At 61.3% G+C, this 17,274-nt stretch carries 13 protein-coding genes; 7 read left to right on the plus strand and 6 right to left on the minus strand.

The genetic code is table 11. The features are described 5' to 3' along the window. From napA to Q1B27_RS05725, 3 genes are read left to right on the plus strand one after another with little or no spacing between them, the layout of a single operon-like run. Complete coding sequence (napA, locus tag Q1B27_RS05715) at positions 1 to 2,505, plus strand: nitrate reductase catalytic subunit NapA (protein WP_299844999.1); 2,505 nt, start codon at positions 1 to 3, stop codon at positions 2,503 to 2,505. Positions 2,506 to 2,509: 4 nt separating this feature from the next. After that, positions 2,510 to 2,974: a nitrate reductase cytochrome c-type subunit gene (locus Q1B27_RS05720; RefSeq protein WP_299845002.1), complete on the plus strand. Its 465-nt coding sequence runs from the start codon at positions 2,510 to 2,512 to the stop codon at positions 2,972 to 2,974. 32 nt (positions 2,975 to 3,006) lie between these two features. Next, on the plus strand, positions 3,007 to 3,612 hold the full coding sequence (locus Q1B27_RS05725; RefSeq protein ID WP_299845005.1) for a NapC/NirT family cytochrome c: 606 nt from the start codon (positions 3,007 to 3,009) through the stop codon (positions 3,610 to 3,612). Positions 3,613 to 3,705: 93 nt separating this feature from the next. Here the strand turns inward: Q1B27_RS05725 and Q1B27_RS05730 are convergent, their stop codons facing one another. The 4 genes from Q1B27_RS05730 to Q1B27_RS05745 form a co-directional block, all read right to left on the minus strand. Next, positions 3,706 to 5,877 (minus strand): hypothetical protein, encoded by a 2,172-nt coding sequence (locus Q1B27_RS05730; protein WP_299845008.1) that lies wholly within the window; start codon positions 5,875 to 5,877, stop codon positions 3,706 to 3,708. A 230-nt stretch (positions 5,878 to 6,107) separates the two neighbouring features. Beyond that, positions 6,108 to 6,878 carry an enoyl-CoA hydratase-related protein gene (locus Q1B27_RS05735; protein WP_299845011.1) on the minus strand — a complete coding sequence of 257 codons (771 nt, stop codon included), beginning with the start codon at positions 6,876 to 6,878 and terminating at the stop codon, positions 6,108 to 6,110. Between the two features lies 1 nt (position 6,879). After that, positions 6,880 to 8,193, minus strand: coding sequence for a hypothetical protein (locus Q1B27_RS05740; protein WP_299845013.1), 1,314 nt, complete (start codon positions 8,191 to 8,193; stop codon positions 6,880 to 6,882). Beyond that, positions 8,190 to 9,821, minus strand: coding sequence for an amino acid adenylation domain-containing protein (locus Q1B27_RS05745; protein WP_299845016.1), 1,632 nt, complete (start codon positions 9,819 to 9,821; stop codon positions 8,190 to 8,192). The genes Q1B27_RS05740 and Q1B27_RS05745 overlap by 4 nt, the downstream gene beginning before the upstream one ends. A gap of 152 nt (positions 9,822 to 9,973) precedes the next feature. Between Q1B27_RS05745 and Q1B27_RS05750 the strand changes: the two genes are divergently transcribed. From Q1B27_RS05750 to Q1B27_RS05765, 4 genes are all read left to right on the plus strand, one after another. Next, entirely contained in the window at positions 9,974 to 10,786 is an 813-nt protein-coding gene (locus tag Q1B27_RS05750; protein ID WP_299845018.1) for a DUF6502 family protein, read from the plus strand. Position 10,787: 1 nt separating this feature from the next. Further along, entirely contained in the window at positions 10,788 to 11,675 is an 888-nt protein-coding gene (locus tag Q1B27_RS05755; RefSeq protein WP_299845021.1) for a DUF5666 domain-containing protein, read from the plus strand. 142 nt (positions 11,676 to 11,817) lie between these two features. Beyond that, entirely contained in the window at positions 11,818 to 12,666 is an 849-nt protein-coding gene (locus Q1B27_RS05760) for a crotonase/enoyl-CoA hydratase family protein (RefSeq protein ID WP_299845024.1), read from the plus strand. 135 nt (positions 12,667 to 12,801) lie between these two features. Continuing rightward, positions 12,802 to 13,848 (plus strand): serine/threonine protein kinase, encoded by a 1,047-nt coding sequence (locus Q1B27_RS05765; RefSeq protein WP_299845027.1) that lies wholly within the window; start codon positions 12,802 to 12,804, stop codon positions 13,846 to 13,848. A 121-nt stretch (positions 13,849 to 13,969) separates the two neighbouring features. On the opposite strand, the gene Q1B27_RS05770 is transcribed toward Q1B27_RS05765, so the two are convergent. Together Q1B27_RS05770 and Q1B27_RS05775 are read right to left on the minus strand one after the other, a co-directional pair. Continuing rightward, positions 13,970 to 14,614 (minus strand): RluA family pseudouridine synthase, encoded by a 645-nt coding sequence (locus tag Q1B27_RS05770; protein ID WP_299845030.1) that lies wholly within the window; start codon positions 14,612 to 14,614, stop codon positions 13,970 to 13,972. 112 nt (positions 14,615 to 14,726) lie between these two features. Beyond that, a complete protein-coding gene (locus Q1B27_RS05775) occupies positions 14,727 to 17,174 on the minus strand; it encodes an FAD-dependent oxidoreductase (protein WP_299845035.1) in 2,448 nt (815 codons plus the stop codon). Positions 17,175 to 17,274 lie beyond the last annotated feature (100 nt).

Genomic DNA, 17,274 nt, shown 5'->3' on the forward strand with positions numbered 1-17,274 from the left:
ATGGCAGAATTTACCCGTCGCGATGTCATCAAAGCCCAGGCCGTGGCCGCCGCAGCCGCAGCGGCTGGCGTAGCGGTGCCCGCCGCCGCGCAGAACCTTGTCACCGAGGCTGAGCTGACCGAACTGAAATGGTCCAAGGCGGCCTGCCGCTTTTGCGGTACGGGCTGTTCGATCATGGTGGCCACCAAGGCCGGCCGGGTCGTGGCCACCCACGGCGACAGCAAGGCCGAGGTGAACCGCGGCCTGAACTGCGTCAAAGGCTATTTCCTGTCAAAGATCATGTATGGCGAGGACCGCCTGACACAGCCTCTCTTGCGCAAGACCGACGGCGTCTATGACAAGGAAGGGGATTTCACACCCGTCTCCTGGGACGAAGCCTTCGATATCATGGCCGAGAAATGGAAAGCCACGCTGAAAGAAAAAGGCCCGAAAGGCATCGGCATGTTCGGATCGGGCCAATGGACGGTCTGGGAAGGCTATGCCGCTTCGAAACTGATGAAGGCGGGTTTCAGGTCCAACAATATCGACCCCAACGCGCGGCATTGCATGGCCTCGGCCGTGGGTGGATTCATGCGCACCTTCGGCATTGACGAGCCAATGGGGTGCTATGACGATTTTGAGAATGCGGATGCTTTCGTTCTCTGGGGCTCGAACATGGCCGAGATGCACCCCATCCTGTGGACCCGGATTGCCGATCGCAAGTTCAGCCACCCGCATGTCAAGGTGGCGGTCCTGTCGACCTTCAAACACCGCAGTTTCGACCTGGCCGACATTCCAATGGTGTTCACACCGCAAACCGATCTGGTGCTGCTGAACTATATCGCCAATTACCTCATCCAGAACGACGCCGTGAACCAGGATTTCGTTGGTAAACACGTCAATTTCCGCCGGGGTAACACCGATATCGGCTATGGCCTGCGCCCTGAACACCCGCTGGAACAGGCCGCTGAAAACAACGACAAGGCGGGCGGTTCTTCTGAGATGACCTTCGAGGAGTTTGCCGAATTCGTCGCCCCCTACACGCTGGAATACGCTGAAGAGATGTCAGGCGTACCGGCCCACCGGATCGAAGAGATGGCAAAGCTCTATGCCGATCCGGATACCAAGGTCATGTCGCTCTGGACCATGGGCGTGAACCAGCACACCCGCGGCGTCTGGGTCAACAACATGATCTATAATATCCACCTGCTGACCGGCAAAATTTCGACCCCGGGCAATTCGCCCTTCTCGCTGACCGGCCAGCCTTCGGCCTGCGGCACCGCGCGCGAGGTCGGCACGTTTTCCCACCGCCTGCCCGCCGATCTTGTGGTCGCGAACGAAGAACACCGAAAGTTTGCCGAGAAGATCTGGAAACTGCCCGAGGGCACGATCCCTGACAAGGTCGGCGCCCATGCGGTGCTGCAAAACCGGCTGCTGAAGGACAGCAAGATCAATTGCTACTGGGTGCAGGTGAACAACAACATGCAGGCCGCGCCCAACATGATGGAGGAAGGCTATCCCGGCTATCGCAACCCCGACAATTTCATCGTGGTCTCGGATGCCTACCCGACCATCACCGCCGAAGCCGCCGACCTGATTCTGCCCACCGCCATGTGGGTCGAAAAAGAGGGCGCTTATGGCAATGCCGAACGCCGCACGCAATTCTGGCACCAGTTGGTCGATGCGCCGGGGGAAAGCATGTCCGACATGTGGCAGTTGGTCGAATTCTCCAAGCGCTTCACCACCGACGAGGTGTGGGAGGCCGGCATTCTGGACGCCAACCCCGACTACAAAGGCAAGACGCTCTATGACGTGCTCTTTGCCAACGGTCAGGTCGACGCCTTCCCGCTGAGTGAAACCAGCCCGGACTACAACAACCACGAAGCAGCCGCTTTCGGCTTCTACATCCAGAAGGGCCTCTTCGAGGAATACGCCCAGTTCGGGCGCGGTCACGGCCATGACCTGGCCTCGTTCGAGACCTATCACAAGGAACGCGGCCTGCGCTGGCCGGTTGTCGATGGCAAGGAAACGCTGTGGCGCTTCAAGGAAGGCTCGGACCCCTATGCCAAGGCCGGATCGGATTATGATTTCTACGGCAAGCCGGACGGGCGCGCGGTGATCTTTGCCCTGCCCTATGAACCCCCCGCCGAAAGCCCGGATGACGAATACCCCCTCTGGCTGTCCACCGGTCGGGTGCTGGAACACTGGCACTCCGGCTCCATGACCCAGCGCGTGCCGGAACTGTACAAGGCAGTGCCCGATGCGCTCTGTTACATGCACCCTGATGACGCCAAGGCCCAGGGCCTGCGGCGCGGCTCCGAAGTGCGCGTGTCTTCGCGGCGTGGCGCGATCATTACCCGCGTTGAAACCCGTGGCCGCAACAAGCCGCCGCGCGGGCTGATATTCGTGCCCTGGTTCGATGCAAGCCAGTTGATCAACAAGGTGACACTTGACGCGACCGATCCGATCTCGAAACAGACGGATTTCAAGAAATGTGCCGTCAAAGTCGAACCGGTAACGGGGTAACATCATGAAAAAGCTTCTTATTCCCGCCATCATCGCCTTGTCCGTCTCGGCAGCTTTCGCCGAAAACCAGGTCGCCACATTGCGCGGCACTGCTCCTCTGGATGAAAACCCGGATGCCCCGGTCATCCCCAAAGTCGTGAATTCCGATATCCGGCAGGTGCGCAACTACCCGGAACAGCCACCGGTCATTCCGCACAAGATCGATGGCTACCAGATCGACATCAAATACAACCAGTGCCTGACCTGCCACGCCCGGTCGGCGATCGAAGTCAGCCAGGCGCCGATGGTGTCGATCACGCATTTCATGGACCGCGACGGGCAATTCCTTGCCTCGGTCTCCCCCCGGCGGTTCTTCTGCACACAATGCCATGTGCCCCAGTCCGAAGCCCGGATTGAGCTGAAGAACACTTTTGTCGATGTGGATGAGGTTCTGGATTACATTCAGTCCCAGGGCGGGGGTAGCGAATAATGCGCCGAATGATATCGCGATTCTGGCGGGTCATGAGCAAACCCGCAACGCATCTTTCGCTTGGCTTCCTGACGATCGGGGGCTTTGTGATGGGGGTCATCTTCTGGGGAGGGTTCAACACCGCGCTTGAACTGACCAATACCGAGGAGTTCTGCGTCAGCTGTCACGAGATGCGCGATAACGTCTTCGTCGAACTTCAGACCACGGTGCATTATTCCAACGCCTCGGGCGTGCGGGCCACCTGCCCGGATTGTCACGTCCCGCATGCCTGGTCGTCCAAGATCGCCCGCAAGATGGCCGCCTCCAAAGAGGTCTACGGCAAGATTTTCGGCACCATCAGCACCCGCGAAAAGTTCGAGGCCAAGCGGCTGGAACTGGCCAGCCATGAATGGGCTCGGTTCGAGGCAAATGACAGCCTGGAATGTCGCAACTGCCATTCGTCCGAAAGCATGGACATCACCCTGCAAAGCAAACGCGCCTCCGAGGCCCATGAGCGGTTCCTGCTGACCGGAGAGAAAACCTGCATCTCCTGCCACAAAGGCATCGCGCATGAATTGCCGGATATGAGCGAGGCGGCCTGGCACGGGAAAGGCGACCCCAAGCTGGTGCAATCCTACCTCAGCTCGGTCGCCGACTGACGGGTCTGGCCGGGGGCATCCTCCCCCGCGCCACACTCTAAAACGAGCGGTTTACAGACTTGCAGCGCCACGATCAGCGGCGCTGCAAAGCCATCAGGGCGCCGCGGCGATATGTTCGATATCAATCACCGGCCCGGGTTCACCATCCTTGCCGATCGACGAATAAACCGCCGTCACGATCAACGGCGAACTGCTGTCGATCACAACGAAACCGTCAAGGAAATCCCCGTCGACCATCTGCGTTTTCTCCATCAACTCATCGCATTGCACGGCCATCGCCTGCCCGGCGGGCAGCACTTCGCGTTCAGCAATCGGTATGACCTTGCCCGGCTTTTCCCGACCCGGCGGGACTGCAAGCGCCAGCGCCTTGGACAGGCGTGCGGGTTTCTTGCCAGGGTTGAACACGTTCACCGTCGTCGCATAACGCCCAAGGGCAAAATTGACGCTGCGGTCATCGGTGGCGCTGCCGCAGATCACTTTCGCCGGATAGACCGAGCGTTCATTGCCACCACCGCTGCCACCATCGGGGCAAAGGTCGATGATCGTATCGGCCGTTACCGCATTCGTCGGATCCTTGACGCCCACGGTCAGCAGGGTCGGACCGGCGACCGCATCTTCGGGCACCAGAATGTCAAAGCTGGCATCACCCTCCTGATTGGTCACGACACCCGGTTCAATCTTGGCCTCACCCAGATAGGCCATGACCTCGCGACCATTGGCCAGCCCCTTCACCTCGACCCCCATCAGATCACCGGCACAGGCCGGGCCCGCCGTCACGACGCTTGGGAAGTCGGGATCGGGAAAGCCCAGCACGGCAGCCGCGTTCGGCCCCTCATCGACAAAGGTTTCACCATCGCCAAGGTTCACAACCGTCGCCGATTGCACTCGCAACCCATCGGGAAACAGCCTGCCGGTGGTCACATCCAGACCCAGCGACCCAAGGGCGGCGGCGCTGAACGTAAATTCCATGTCCGACGCCAGAACCTGTGGTGGCAACGCATCGGGGCCGTGTTCAGTGACCCGCACATTATGGCCGATGGCCGCGACACCCGGGACATTCTGCACCACCAGCGCGTTCCCCTGTGCCACGCGCACCTGCACCGGACCAACACCGTTTTCATTGGCCTGCGCCAGCACGGCCAGATCAACGCCGGTCAGCGTGGAATTGGGCACCAGCGGCGCAAGCGGTGCGCCGGTCGTGCTGTCATTGTCGGTATCCATCGCCACCAGATGCAGCACCTGATTGGCCCCCAGCGCGCCCTGAAGCCGAATAACCAGCCGCAGGCCCTCGCCGCGTTCGGTATCGTCGACCGCGACGATCTTGCGGATATCCATCAGGTCGGGAATGTTGGCTTCATCCGGGTCACCGCGCCCGTCGATCAGGCCCAGAACATCCCCAGTCCCGGCTGGCGGATCCAGTTGGGTTGAACCTGACAGCCTGTCGCGCGCGGCGTTACACTGGCTTTCGGTAATCAGGATCGTGCCGGCGCCGCTATCCATGATCGACCCGGTGGCATCCCCCGCGGTGGCACATGTCTGATCCGGGTGACAGATACCCAGCTTATGCCCGACCTCATGGCCCAAGGTGCGTTCGGTATTGGCATCGCCCACGAAGGTCGGATCAATGACCGCCAGCGCCGGGCGTTCCAACGGCATGTCGTCGCTGACATCGTCATAGTCCAGCGCAACCCCGGCGACCCCGACCGAGACCGTGTTGTCATTCTCGTCCCGGCCAATGAACCGACCCAGAGACAGCGCCAGCAGGCCCTTCTCCTGCTCGCCCCAGGCCAGGTCGCAATTCTGCCAAAGCTGCCGAAGCTCGGAATAGTCGCGGTCCAGCGCGGTGCCGTCATCCGGCCCGTCCGGCACGCGGATCACCACATCCCCGGGATCGTCGTCATCCAGCAGCGGATCATCGATATCGGCGATCTGCTGATAGTCATCCTTCACGACCCCCGCCGCCGACCGCAGCGTGATCCGGCATTGCGGAATCCAGATGCATTCCGACGCCCGCTCGTGGCGACGCCACAACATGTCCTTGAAACTGGTTTCGCCCACAAGCGACGGATCATCCACCGACGGGGCCCCGATCAGGCCGCACCACCGCAGGCCCACGGCCAGCGCTTCGGTGTCACTGTCCAGCACCTCATCGGCCTTGAGATCGGGCGTACAGGCCTGCGCCTCGGCGGGGCGTTGCGGCGCCGAAATGGCCATTACAGTGGCCGAGCATAACAGCGCAAAAAGCTTTGAAGATTTCATTGTCATGGGAAAACCTCATCAATCGAAATGGAAAATGCAGTCTTTTAAAAACAACCTAGGATAGCATAATTTGGCGCGTTTGGATACGTGCCCGCTGCACAGGCAGCCCGCCCAGCCCAGAGGGCGAGGCCAGCACATATGCCCGTTTCTTCTCTTTCAGGTTTTGCAACCGCGCGGTGACCCTGGCCGTACGCTCTGTATCACCGGGCCAAGGCGCGCATCCGATCCAAGGGGCTTCAACCCTCGTGGAACACCGGCTCCCGCTTCTCCAGACACGCGGCCATCCCCTCGCGCTGCGCCGGTAAACCATAGAGCGCATGATAGATCTGCCGCTCATACCGCGCGCCCGTCTCAAGCGTGCTTTGGTCGGTCATGTTCACGCAAGCCCTTGCCATCTGGGCAATATCCCGGGGATAGCCCGCAATAGTGTGCGCGGTTGCCAAGGCGACATCATCCAGATCGCCGGCAGGCACGACCCGGCTGACCAACCCCATCTGCAAGGCCTCGGCGGCGTCGATCATGCGCCCTGTCAGGATCATGTCCATGGCCCGCGCCCGACCGACCAGCCGGGTCAATCGCTGGGTGCCGCCGATGCCGGGAATGCAGCCGATCCTGATCTCGGGCTGGCCGAATTTGGCGGTCTCCGCGGCGATGATAAGGTCGCACATCATCGCCACCTCGCATCCCCCGCCCAGCGCATATCCGCCGACCGCCGCGATTTTGGGCAGGCGCAACGCAGCAAACCTGTCCCATCCGGCGAAAAAATCGCGCGCCTGCATGCTGGTGTAATCCTGCACCGCCAGCTCGGCGATATCGGCCCCCGCCGCAAAGGCGCGCTCATTCCCGCTCAGGATCAGACACCCAATACCCGCCGCGCCATCAAACCCGGTGGCGGCATCCAGCACCTCCTCCATCACCTGGGTGTTAAGCGCATTCAACTGCTTCGGGCGGTTGAAGCGGATCATGGCGACCCGCCCTTCGGTTTTCACATTGATCGTTTCATACATCTCAGCTGTCCCAGATCGCGCCATAGGCGGGAATGCCCAGGCTTTCCATGTCATACACGACCTTGCGGGTCAGCTTCTGGTTCGAGATGACGATCACCGCCTCGGCCCCGCTTTCACGTACCGCCTGCAAGGCCAGCGCCGACAGGTTCGGCTTGCCCTCTTCATCGGTATCCCAGATCAACGGATGCTCGGTATGCGCCTCGATCTCATCGACCAGCGCGTCGCCATAGGTCTTGCGCGGACTGCGGGTGGACCAGATCAGGCGATTGGGCACTTCCCCCGCCAAGAGATGCGGCAGGATTGGCCCGATACCCGACCCGGTGCCGACATAGACCACCCTCCTGAACAGCACCTCGATCCGGGCGACACCGCTGGTGGTGATGCCCTTGACCCAGACCTTATCAGGCGGCGATGAAATGAAATCCCCGGTCCAGTCCCCGGCCCGGGAAATCGCCAGCCGGTAGCCCGAGGCACCCGGGGCAGGAATATTGGCAAAGGAATGGTATTCACCAAACGGTGTATGGCTGATCGCGTTCGAACTGCCCGGAAAAGGGGTGTCGCCGTAATCGAACCGCGCCAGCACCGCGTGATCAGATGGTTTGACGATCTCGACATCCACCTTCTTCAGGCTCAACCACGGCGAGATTATCGACAGCGTGATCAGGCACAGCATCCAGAACGCCGGGGTTTCGGTCAACACACCACCCATGTCGCGCGTGATCGAAACGGTCTGCGCCCAGAAAAGACCCAGCACCGTCCACCCGGCAAACCGGTGGATTTTTTCAAACGCGTTGTGAAACCGCGCCCGGATCGGGCCGATCGCGGACACGATCATCAGCACCATCAGCGCCACCATTGCCGCACTCAGCCCAAGGGTCAGGTCCGACGGCAGAACCGCGCCATTTAACCGGTTTGCACCCATCGCAAACAGCAAAAAGGCAAACCAGATCGTGCCGGCGACCGTCCCACCGGAATGCAGCCCGCCAAAGTGAAACACCTTGCCCGCGCCCCAGCGGATCCATAGCGGCCAACTGACCGGCACCCGCGTCGCAAGCCAGAACAAGGCATTCACAACCCGTTGCTGGCGGATCAGGATGCCCAGAGACAGGTTGATCAGCGCCATGTCGGCAATCGGCGCCAGCGCATAGGCCCCATCCGCACCCCAGCGCCCGTCGCGCAGGCCGGTCGCAAAAACAAACAGGTTTACCGCCGCCACGATAAAGGCAAGGCGACGATACTCCATGAACGCGGGATGGCGCGTGATCCGCCGCCAGTTCAGCCGCTTGCCGGTGACATTCGTGGTCTGGGTCGTCATTGCGCCTGCTCCCCTGTTTGCGTCGCGAAATGCTCTTGCGCGCGTTTCAGCAACAGCCGCTTGTCAAGCTTGCCGCGCGGCGTCCGGGGCAATGCCGCCACCGGCAATACCGCGGCCGGGCTGCAATAATAGGGCAGACGTTCGGCCACCTCGTGGGCGGCCTTTTTCGGACAGGCCGTCGCCGGAGAGATAAAGCTGACCAGCGTCCGGTTGTCATATTTCAGCGTCACCGCCTGTTGGCAGCAATCCGAGGCTTCGAGCGCGCTTGAAACCCCGTCCAGCTCCACCCGAAAGCCGCGAATTTTCACCAGATCGTCAACCCGGCCGAAATGCTCCAGCGCGCCATCCTCGGTCCAGCGGCCCAGATCGCGGGTGCGAAACATCATGTGGCCGGGACGGAACGGATCGGGGCGGTACCGCTCAGCAGTCAGGTCCGGGTTCGCCAGATACCCGGCTGTCACGCAATCGCCACCGGCCCACATCTCGCCCTTGTGGCCGATGGGCACCGGGCGCAAATCCTCGTCCAGAACATAGACCGTGTTGTTGGGCGTCGGGCGACCGATGGTCAGGATCGGTTTATCCGGCCGATGCGGATCCGCGGTATTGATGATCGTCGTCTCGGTCGGACCGCAGGAATTGTAGAACATGCAGAAGCCGGACCAGGTATCCGCCAGGGGGCGCGGGCACGGCTCCCCGGCGACAGCCGCCACCTGCACTTGCCGGCATCGGCTGGCGTCAAGCGAATTCAGGATCGACGGGGTTGCGATCAACACATCGACCATCTCGGCGGTTTCCTGAATCGATGTGCCGCGAATGACAAGGGTTGCACCGTTTGACAGCGCACCCAGCGTCTCCCACGCGGCCATGTCAAAGGCGATGGACAGGATCTGCCCGACACGCCGCCCCGGGGCCATGCCCAGATCACCGGGCGCGGTCAGCAGGATGTTGGCCAGGTTTGCATGGGTTACCTGAACCCCATTCGGCACGCCCGTGGTGCCCGATGTAAAAAGGATCATCGCCACATCCTCCGGTCGCGCCGGAGAAGTCATCGTGGCGGTCACGGGCTGGTCTTGTGCGGCGTGTTGCAGGACCTGGTCAATCGCAATCAGGGTCTGGCCCGCATCAACCGGCACCAGATCAGCCATCTCGCTGAGGGTCAGGATGACATTTGCCCCGGTCACCCCGGCGATATGGCGCAGCGTTTCCGCCGGGGCCACGCCGACATGCTGGGGCACATAGGCCGCGCCCAGCTTCATGATCGCGGTAATGCCGATCACCATTTCAAGCGATCGCCGCAGGTAAAGGCAGACCGCGTCGCCCCGCCGGACACCCTGCGCGCACAACACATCGGCAAGCCTGTCCGACGCCAGATCAAGCGCGCGGTAGCTCAGGCGCTGGCCCGCCGCCTCGGCCGCCACAGCGTCGGGCTGGGTCCGCAATTGATGCAGAAGTGCGGCGGCAATCGTCGGGAAACGCGGGTCCACTTTCGGCCCCCAGCCAAACCTGTGAAACCGGTCATGATCAAGCGCGCTGAGCATCGCAAGCGGATCGTGCTCTGCCGTCTTGGCGGCGCGGGCGCCACTCAGGGGGTGAAATTCTTTCAGGTCGCTGGCGGTAATGTTCTGCATGGCACTTTCTTTCGGAGGATTGAGGTGCTATTTTTGGTAATGGGAAAATTTCCCACCGCCAATTCACATTACTTTGAAGAGCACTCACAAAACCGTTGGAAGAATTACTTAAGTGTTAATGCTAGAGCGATAGGGCGCCAAAGAGACTTCAGATGACACGCGAACCGACCGATCCTTTTGAAACCGCGCTTGCCGCGTTGCTGGAACCGCTGGCGCGGGCGATGGTTGCCCGTGGCGTGACGATCGGCACCGCCTCCGAGGCGCTGAAAAAGGCGCTGCTCCAGGCGGCGCTGGCCACGTCCGAAGACGAAGTAAGCGATAGCCGCGCAAGCCTGCTGACCGGCATACATCGCAAGGATATCAAACGCTTGCGCCAATCGGATGGTAACCTACCGGCGCGCCGGTCCTGCAATGCCGCAGCACTTGCCATCAGCCACTGGGCCACCGATCCGGACTACCAGGAAGCCTCAGGCGCCCCCCGCGACCTGCCCCGCCAGGGGGATAAAACCGGCCCCGGTTTCGATGATCTGGTCCGAAAAGCCCGCATTGACATGGCCGCGGGCACGGTGTTGCAAGCCCTGCTGGATCAGGAAATCGTCACCCCGACAGACGACGACACCTATCGCCTTCTGACGCACGCTTTCTTGCCGAAGGCCGGTAATAATGAGCAGGTCGCTGCTTATCAGGCGACGCTTTCGCCGCATCTGATGGCCTCAACCCACAACCTGCTATCAGGTCAGAATGAAGAACGGTACTTTGACCGCGCGGTGCGCTATTCACATCTGTCCGACCACTCTGTCGAAGAACTGCGCAAGACCGCCAGCGCCCGGGCACAGGACCTGCTGCAAGAGATCAACGCCCTGGCCCGGAAATTGCAGGATCGCGATGACGAAGATGGCAGCGATGGCCAGTTCGTGCTGGGCGCCTATATCCTGCCAACACGACCCGCTGACAAGGATGAGTAACGTGGTCCTGCGCCTTGTCATCCTGCAACTGGTATTCTTGCTGCTTGCCCCCCTCTCCACCGCGCAGGAGGACGAGCGTGAAGGCGGCATCATCGGCACCGGCATCGTCGGAACGATCACCCATCTGGGCAGCATCTTCGTGAACCGCCAGCATATCTTTATCGACGATGCGCTGCCCGTGACCGGTGCCGTCCCGCCCCGCAGCGCCGGTGCATTGCGCGTGGGTCATGTGGTGTCCGTAGTCGTGCGCCCCGACGGTGACAAATGGCGCGCGCGGCATATCCGGCAGATCCTGCCCCTGGTCGGTCCGGTCGAGGCGATCGGCCAGGGCACGCTTACCGTGATGGGAACATCCGTTAAACTCGATGAACCGGACCCCCGCCTGCAAATCGGCGACTGGGTTGCCGTCAGTGGCCTGTGGCAAGGGCAGGCTGTTCGCGCCTCGCGGGTCGAACCTGTCCCCGATGCCGACCGGACAGCCCGCCTCAGCGGCACCTATTTCGGTACCGACAAGGATGTCCGCGATGTGGTCGGCGGCACCGTGATCACGGGTATCAAGACCCAACATCTGAAATCGGGCGATCTGATACGGGTTTTCGGCCAGCCGGTCCCGGGCGGCATCAATGCAACCCGGCTGGAATCCAACTTGTTCGATACCACGGTCGGCATCATTCAGGCCGAAGGCTATTTCTCGGCCCCGCGCCCGGACGGGCTCTATACGATATTGGGTACCGGCCTTGTGGCCTATACCGACCAGCCCAACATGGTGGATGCGGTCAAACGGACCGTGCTGTGTGGCAGGGATGGCGATCTTGGAAATCCGACGATTGCCCTTGATGACATGGAAAATGCGAACGCTCTCCTCGGTCGACTGGGCTGCACGCCCTAGGGTCACACGCACCGGCATCTTTTACCGCACCAGCCTGTCAGTTGGCGGCGTATCGCGACGACGCCCCAACCATGTCCGATCTTGACGGCCCGCACCAACGGCGTTTCTTCTGGGCAAGGCCGTCAAACACAAGGGATAGAGCATGGGATCAGTTCTGTATGAAAAAGACGGGCGGATCGGGCGGATCACGCTCAACCGGCCCGAGGTGATGAACGCGATCAACGATGACCTGCCGCGCGACCTCGCCGCTGCGGTGGCAAAGGCCGATGCTGACCGCGATGTCCATGTGATGGTCCTGTCCGGCGCGGGCAAGGCGTTCTGTGCCGGCTACGATCTGGCCCATTACGCCGAAGACCCGCACAACAAACTGACCCAGGACATGCCGTGGGATCCGATGCAGGATTTCCAGTTCATGTGGGCCAACACGCAGGCCTTCATGAGCCTCTTTCAGGCCATGAAACCGGTGATCTGCAAGGTGCATGGCTTTGCCGTCGCGGGCGGGTCCGACATCGCGCTCTGCGCCGACCTCACGATCATGGGCGACAATGCGAAGATCGGCTATATGCCCAGCCGTGTCTGGGGCTGCCCGACTACCGCCATGTGGGTGCATCGCCTAGGCCCGGAACAGGCCAAGCGGATGATGTTCACCGGCGACAAAGTGTCAGGGATTGAGGCCGCCAAGATGGGGCTGGTGCTGAAATCCGTGCCCGATGACCAACTCGATGCCGAAGTCGACGCCTTGGCCACCCGCATGGCCACGGTGCCGATCAACCAGCTTGCCATGCAGAAGATGGTGATCAATGCCGCCATCGAGGCGCAGATCAACCAGACCCAGAGGCTGGCGACCGTGTTTGACGGCATCACACGGCATTCGCCCGAAGGCATGAACTTCAAGGCGCGGGTAGAGGATGTTGGCTGGAAACAGGCGGTGCAGGAACGGGACAACGGCACGTTTGACTGGACCAGCAACAAACCGATCCCGCCCGAGTGAAAGCACCACCTGCACAACCGGTGCATCAGATAGGCGCGCGACCGCCTCACCAATAAATCCCAAAGCTCAGGGGCGGTCCCGGCACCTCATCGTGACCCCTAGTGCCCCCCCGCGAAACCCTCTAAGACACCCTTCATGAAAACCGATGCAGATATCGCCAACGCTCGCTTCGTGCCCGGCACGGTGCACAAGCGCGATATCTTTTCCGAAACCATTTCCGGAACGCTAGATGGCATTCCCGACTTCCCCGTAGTCCTGCGCAAGCTGGACGGGGTGCCGTTCTATGCCCGTCCGATTGCATGGTATCTCGCCCGCAAAGAGATCAAGGGCCTGCGCGCCGTGCAGGGGATCGAAGGCACCCCGCTGCTGGTGCGCGTCAACAAGACCGGCCTGCTGCGCAGTTGGACGCAAGGCACGCCGCTGCAACTGGCCAAACCCACCGATCCCGGCTGGTATCGCGACGCCAAACGCCTGCTGCGGCAGATGCGCCGCGCGGGCGTCACCCATAACGACATCGCCAAACCACAGAACTGGCTGATGACGCCGGATGGCCGCGCTGCCGTGATCGACTTTCAACTGGCCTCGGTGCATCGCCGCCGCGGCACGCTCTTTCGCACCATGGCGCGCGAAGATCTGCGCCACCTGCTGAAACAGAAACGCGCCTATGCCCCCGATCTGCTGACACCTTCCGAAATCCGGATGCTTGCGACCAAGGCCCTGCCCGCGCGCATCTGGATGGCGACCGGCAAGCGGCTCTATAATTTCATTACCCGCCGGTTGATGAACTGGTCCGATGGCGAAGGCACCGAAGATCGCATTTCCCGCGATGGCCCGGCGCTGATCGCGGCGCTGACCGCCCATGACCGGGTCAGCGACGTGGCACTTCACACCTACGCGCTGCCCGCCAAGGGCGTGGGCCTCTATGCCTTCGTGGAAACCGATCTGAGCAGCCGCGATCTCACCGCGCTCGCGCCCGAGCCCAAGCCCGAGCTGATCCAGCCCGTCACCGCCCTGCCCCGGACCGAAGACGGCCATTTGCGGGACGATGCGCTCAACCTGATCGCAACCAACCGCCTGGACGAGCTGGAATTACTGCAATCCGATGATCCGGCCCTCGCCGCCCAACTGGCGCCAATCATCGCCGGGCGGCTCAACCTGACCGACCGGGTGCTGCGTGCCTGACCGCGCGGCCTGTTAATCCCGCATCTGCCGGCAAAAATACCTACGTAATACCGACAAAATACCGACGTGATACCGACAGGGGTTTTGCCTTGTTAACCAATGGATTAGCAGTGATTCGCCGCTAAAACGGTACCGGTGCCTTGAAGGACATGCCGCGCCCGCTTTCCGGATGCGAGATTCGAAGCTCCTTAGAATGCAGCATCAGGCGCGGATGGTCCGCCGCCACACCGGTCGCATATAGTGGATCGCCCAGAATGACATGGCCCAGGGCCAGCATATGCACCCGCAACTGATGGCTCCGCCCGGTCTTGGGGGTCAGCTTCACCCGGGTCTCGTCATCGCCATAGCGCATCACCCGCCAATCGGTCTCGGCGGGTTTGCCGGTCTCATGGCATACCTTCTGCAACGGCCGGTTCGGCCAGTCCACGATCAGGGGCAGATCGACAGTGCCGGTCTTTGGCTCAAGATGCCCTGAAACCCTTGCAATATAAGTCTTTTTCGTGGCGCGCTTTTCAAACTGCATGCTCAGGTTTCGCTGCGCATGGGGCGTCAGGCCAAACACCATCACGCCGGATGTGTCCCGGTCCAGCCGATGCACCAGCAACGCCGTCGGGAACGCCTCCTGCACCCGCGACAGCAGGCAATCCGCCAGACGCGCCCCCTTGCCCGGCACCGACAATAGCCCCGCAGGCTTGTCCACCACGACGATCTCGTGATCTTCGTGCAAAACGTCAAGCGGCGTATCGGGCGGGCAGTAATCAGACATGCCCGCCGCATACACCAACATCACGGCTGCCACCAGTCCCGAGGACGACGCCGGAGGCGGAAGACGAGAGATCAAGCGCGGGCCGCTGGCCCGCACAATTTAATAACGTTTTCTAGGCCTTAGCGCGTTCACCCTTGGGGTCATACATCGGCTTCAGCGACGCCTCCGCCTTGACTCGCGTCCCCGCCACGTCGATCTCATAGCTCGATGCCAGCACCTGCTCGGCGCTCTCTCCCTTGCACGGCACATATCCCATTCCCATCGCCGCCCCCAGGTGGTGACCATAGTTGCCCGATGACAGATATCCCACAATCTCACCGTCCCGCAAAAGCGGTTCATTGTGATACAATAGTGGTTCAGGATCAGTCAGTTTGAACTGTACCATCCGGGCCGCAAGCCCCTCGTCCTTCTTCCTCAGAACCGCATCACGACCCATGAAATCAGGCTTGGCGGTCTTCACGGCAAAGCCCAGGCCGGCCTCCAGCACATGATCCTCGCAGGTGATGTCATGGCCGAAATGACGGAACCCCTTTTCGATCCGGCAACTGTCCATCATGTGCATCCCGCATAGCTTCATGCCATGCGCCTGCCCGGCCTCATGCAGTACCTCGAACGCATGGCCTGCCATGTCGGAGCTCACATAGATTTCCCAGCCCAGCTCACCCACATAAGTCACCCGGTGCACACGGGCGCCGCCAAAGCCCAGCTCGATCTCCTGCGCGGTGCCGAAGGGATTGACATCGTTGGAGAAATCATTGGGTGACACCGCCTGCAAGACCTCACGCGCCTTCGGCCCCATGACAGCCAGAACACCCTCACCGGCGGTCACATCGGTGATCGCCACGTTGAAATCACCCTTGTGCCGCATCATCCAGGTCTGGTCGGCCAGTCGTGTCGCGGCGGGTGTCACCACCAGATAAACGGTCTCAGACAGGCGCGTCACGGTCACATCCGCTTCAATCCCGCCGCGATTGTTCAGAAACTGGGTATAGACGATCTTGCCCACAGGCACCGAATAGTCACCACCGCCCACATGGTTCAGGAAGGCTTCCGCATCCGGACCTTCGACCCTGATCTTACCAAAGGACGACATGTCATACATGCCCACACCGGTACGAACCGCATTATGCTCAGCAGCGGCATTGTCGAACCAGTTCTGGCGGCCCCAAGTATATTGGTATTCGCGTTCCTGGCCCTCATTGGCGAACCAGTTGGCGCGCTCCCATCCGGCAATCTCTCCCATCACAGCACCCTGCTCCAACAGGTGATGATGGAACGGTGTGCGGCGCACCCCGCGCGCCGTGCGCTTTTGCAGATAGGGGAAGTGATCAGCGTAGAGCAGACCAAGCGTTTCTTTCGACCTTTCAAAGAGATAGTGCTTGTTGCCCTGGAACGGCTGCATCCGCGAAATATCGACATCACCCAGATCAAACGGCTTTTCACCGCTATCCATCCACTGGCTCAGCGCATGGCCCGCACCGCCGGCCGACTGGATCCCGATCGAGTTGAAACCAGCCGCCACCCAAACATTATCCATCTCGGGCGCAAGCCCCAGGTGATAGGCGTCATCGGGGGTAAAGCTCTCGGGTCCGTTGAAGAAGGTGTGAATCCCCGCTTCGGCCAGCAGTGGCATGCGGTTGCAGGCCGCTTCGAGAATGGGTTCGAAATGGTCGAAATCCTCGGGCAACTGGTCAAACTCAAAACTCTCGGGAATGCCATTCATACCCCAGGGTTTCGAATTGGGTTCAAACGCGCCCAGCAGGATTTTCCCTGCATCTTCTTTGTAATAGGCGCATTCGTCGGGCACGCGCAGAACCGGCAATTGCCCCAATCCGCTGATGCCTTCCGTGACGATATAAAAATGCTCACAGGCATGCAGCGGTACGTTCACGCCTGCCATGCGGCCAACCTCGTGGCCCCACATGCCCGCGCAATTGACGATCATGTCACAGGCAATATGGCCCTGCTCCTGCCCGTCATCACTGGCCCAGTCCACACCGGTGACACGGCGGCCATCGCGGGCGATCCCGGAGACCTTGACGCGTTCCTTGACCAGCGCCCCGTTCTGCCGTGCGCCCTTGGCCAGCGCCAATGCGATATTCGCGGGATCGGCCTGCCCGTCGGTGGGCAGCCAGACACCGCCGGTCACGTCCTCAAGATTGATATGCTCGTAGCGTTCCTTGACCTCTTTCGGCGACAGCTCCTCTACCGGAACGCCAAAGGCTCGGGCCATGGCCGCCTGCCGGAACAGCTCTTCCCGACGCTCGCCCGTCAGCGCAACCGAGACGGAACCGCCTTGCCGCAACCCGGTGGCAACCCCGGTTTCCTCTTCAAGCCCCTTGTAAAGCTCAGCTGAATAGCGCGCCAGTTTGGTCATGTTCGACGATGCCCGAAGCTGCCCGATCAGACCTGCCGCGTGCCAGGTGGTACCGCTGGTCAATTGCTTGCGCTCCAAGAGCACGACATCCTTCCAGCCCATCTTGGCCAGGTGGTACGCCACCGAGCAGCCTACGACTCCGCCGCCTATGATGACCACGCGCGCCTGTGAGGGAAGTTCCATGTCTTAGTCTCCTGTCAAACTTGGCAAAAATCGCGCAATGCGACAGCCGATATTCTGGATGATAGAGGCCAATTTAGCGAAACGCGGGCTGGCTACCCGG

Source organism: uncultured Roseovarius sp., assembly GCF_947489715.1.
Lineage (GTDB): Bacteria > Pseudomonadota > Alphaproteobacteria > Rhodobacterales > Rhodobacteraceae > Roseovarius.

Coding starts and splice junctions, on each gene's coding strand:
- Q1B27_RS05740 (WP_299845013.1), bottom strand. CDS start 8,193: ATGACGACCCAGACCACGAATGTCACCGGCAAGCGGCTGAACTGGCGG.
- Q1B27_RS05745 (WP_299845016.1), bottom strand. CDS start 9,821: ATGCAGAACATTACCGCCAGCGACCTGAAAGAATTTCACCCCCTGAGT.
- Q1B27_RS05760 (WP_299845024.1), top strand. CDS start 11,818: ATGGGATCAGTTCTGTATGAAAAAGACGGGCGGATCGGGCGGATCACG.
- Q1B27_RS05770 (WP_299845030.1), bottom strand. CDS start 14,614: ATGTCTGATTACTGCCCGCCCGATACGCCGCTTGACGTTTTGCACGAA.
- Q1B27_RS05725 (WP_299845005.1), top strand. CDS start 3,007: ATGAGCAAACCCGCAACGCATCTTTCGCTTGGCTTCCTGACGATCGGG.
- Q1B27_RS05730 (WP_299845008.1), bottom strand. CDS start 5,877: ATGACAATGAAATCTTCAAAGCTTTTTGCGCTGTTATGCTCGGCCACT.
- Q1B27_RS05750 (WP_299845018.1), top strand. CDS start 9,974: ATGACACGCGAACCGACCGATCCTTTTGAAACCGCGCTTGCCGCGTTG.
- Q1B27_RS05775 (WP_299845035.1), bottom strand. CDS start 17,174: ATGGAACTTCCCTCACAGGCGCGCGTGGTCATCATAGGCGGCGGAGTC.
- Q1B27_RS05720 (WP_299845002.1), top strand. CDS start 2,510: ATGAAAAAGCTTCTTATTCCCGCCATCATCGCCTTGTCCGTCTCGGCA.
- Q1B27_RS05765 (WP_299845027.1), top strand. CDS start 12,802: ATGAAAACCGATGCAGATATCGCCAACGCTCGCTTCGTGCCCGGCACG.
- Q1B27_RS05735 (WP_299845011.1), bottom strand. CDS start 6,878: ATGTATGAAACGATCAATGTGAAAACCGAAGGGCGGGTCGCCATGATC.
- napA (WP_299844999.1), top strand. CDS start 1: ATGGCAGAATTTACCCGTCGCGATGTCATCAAAGCCCAGGCCGTGGCC.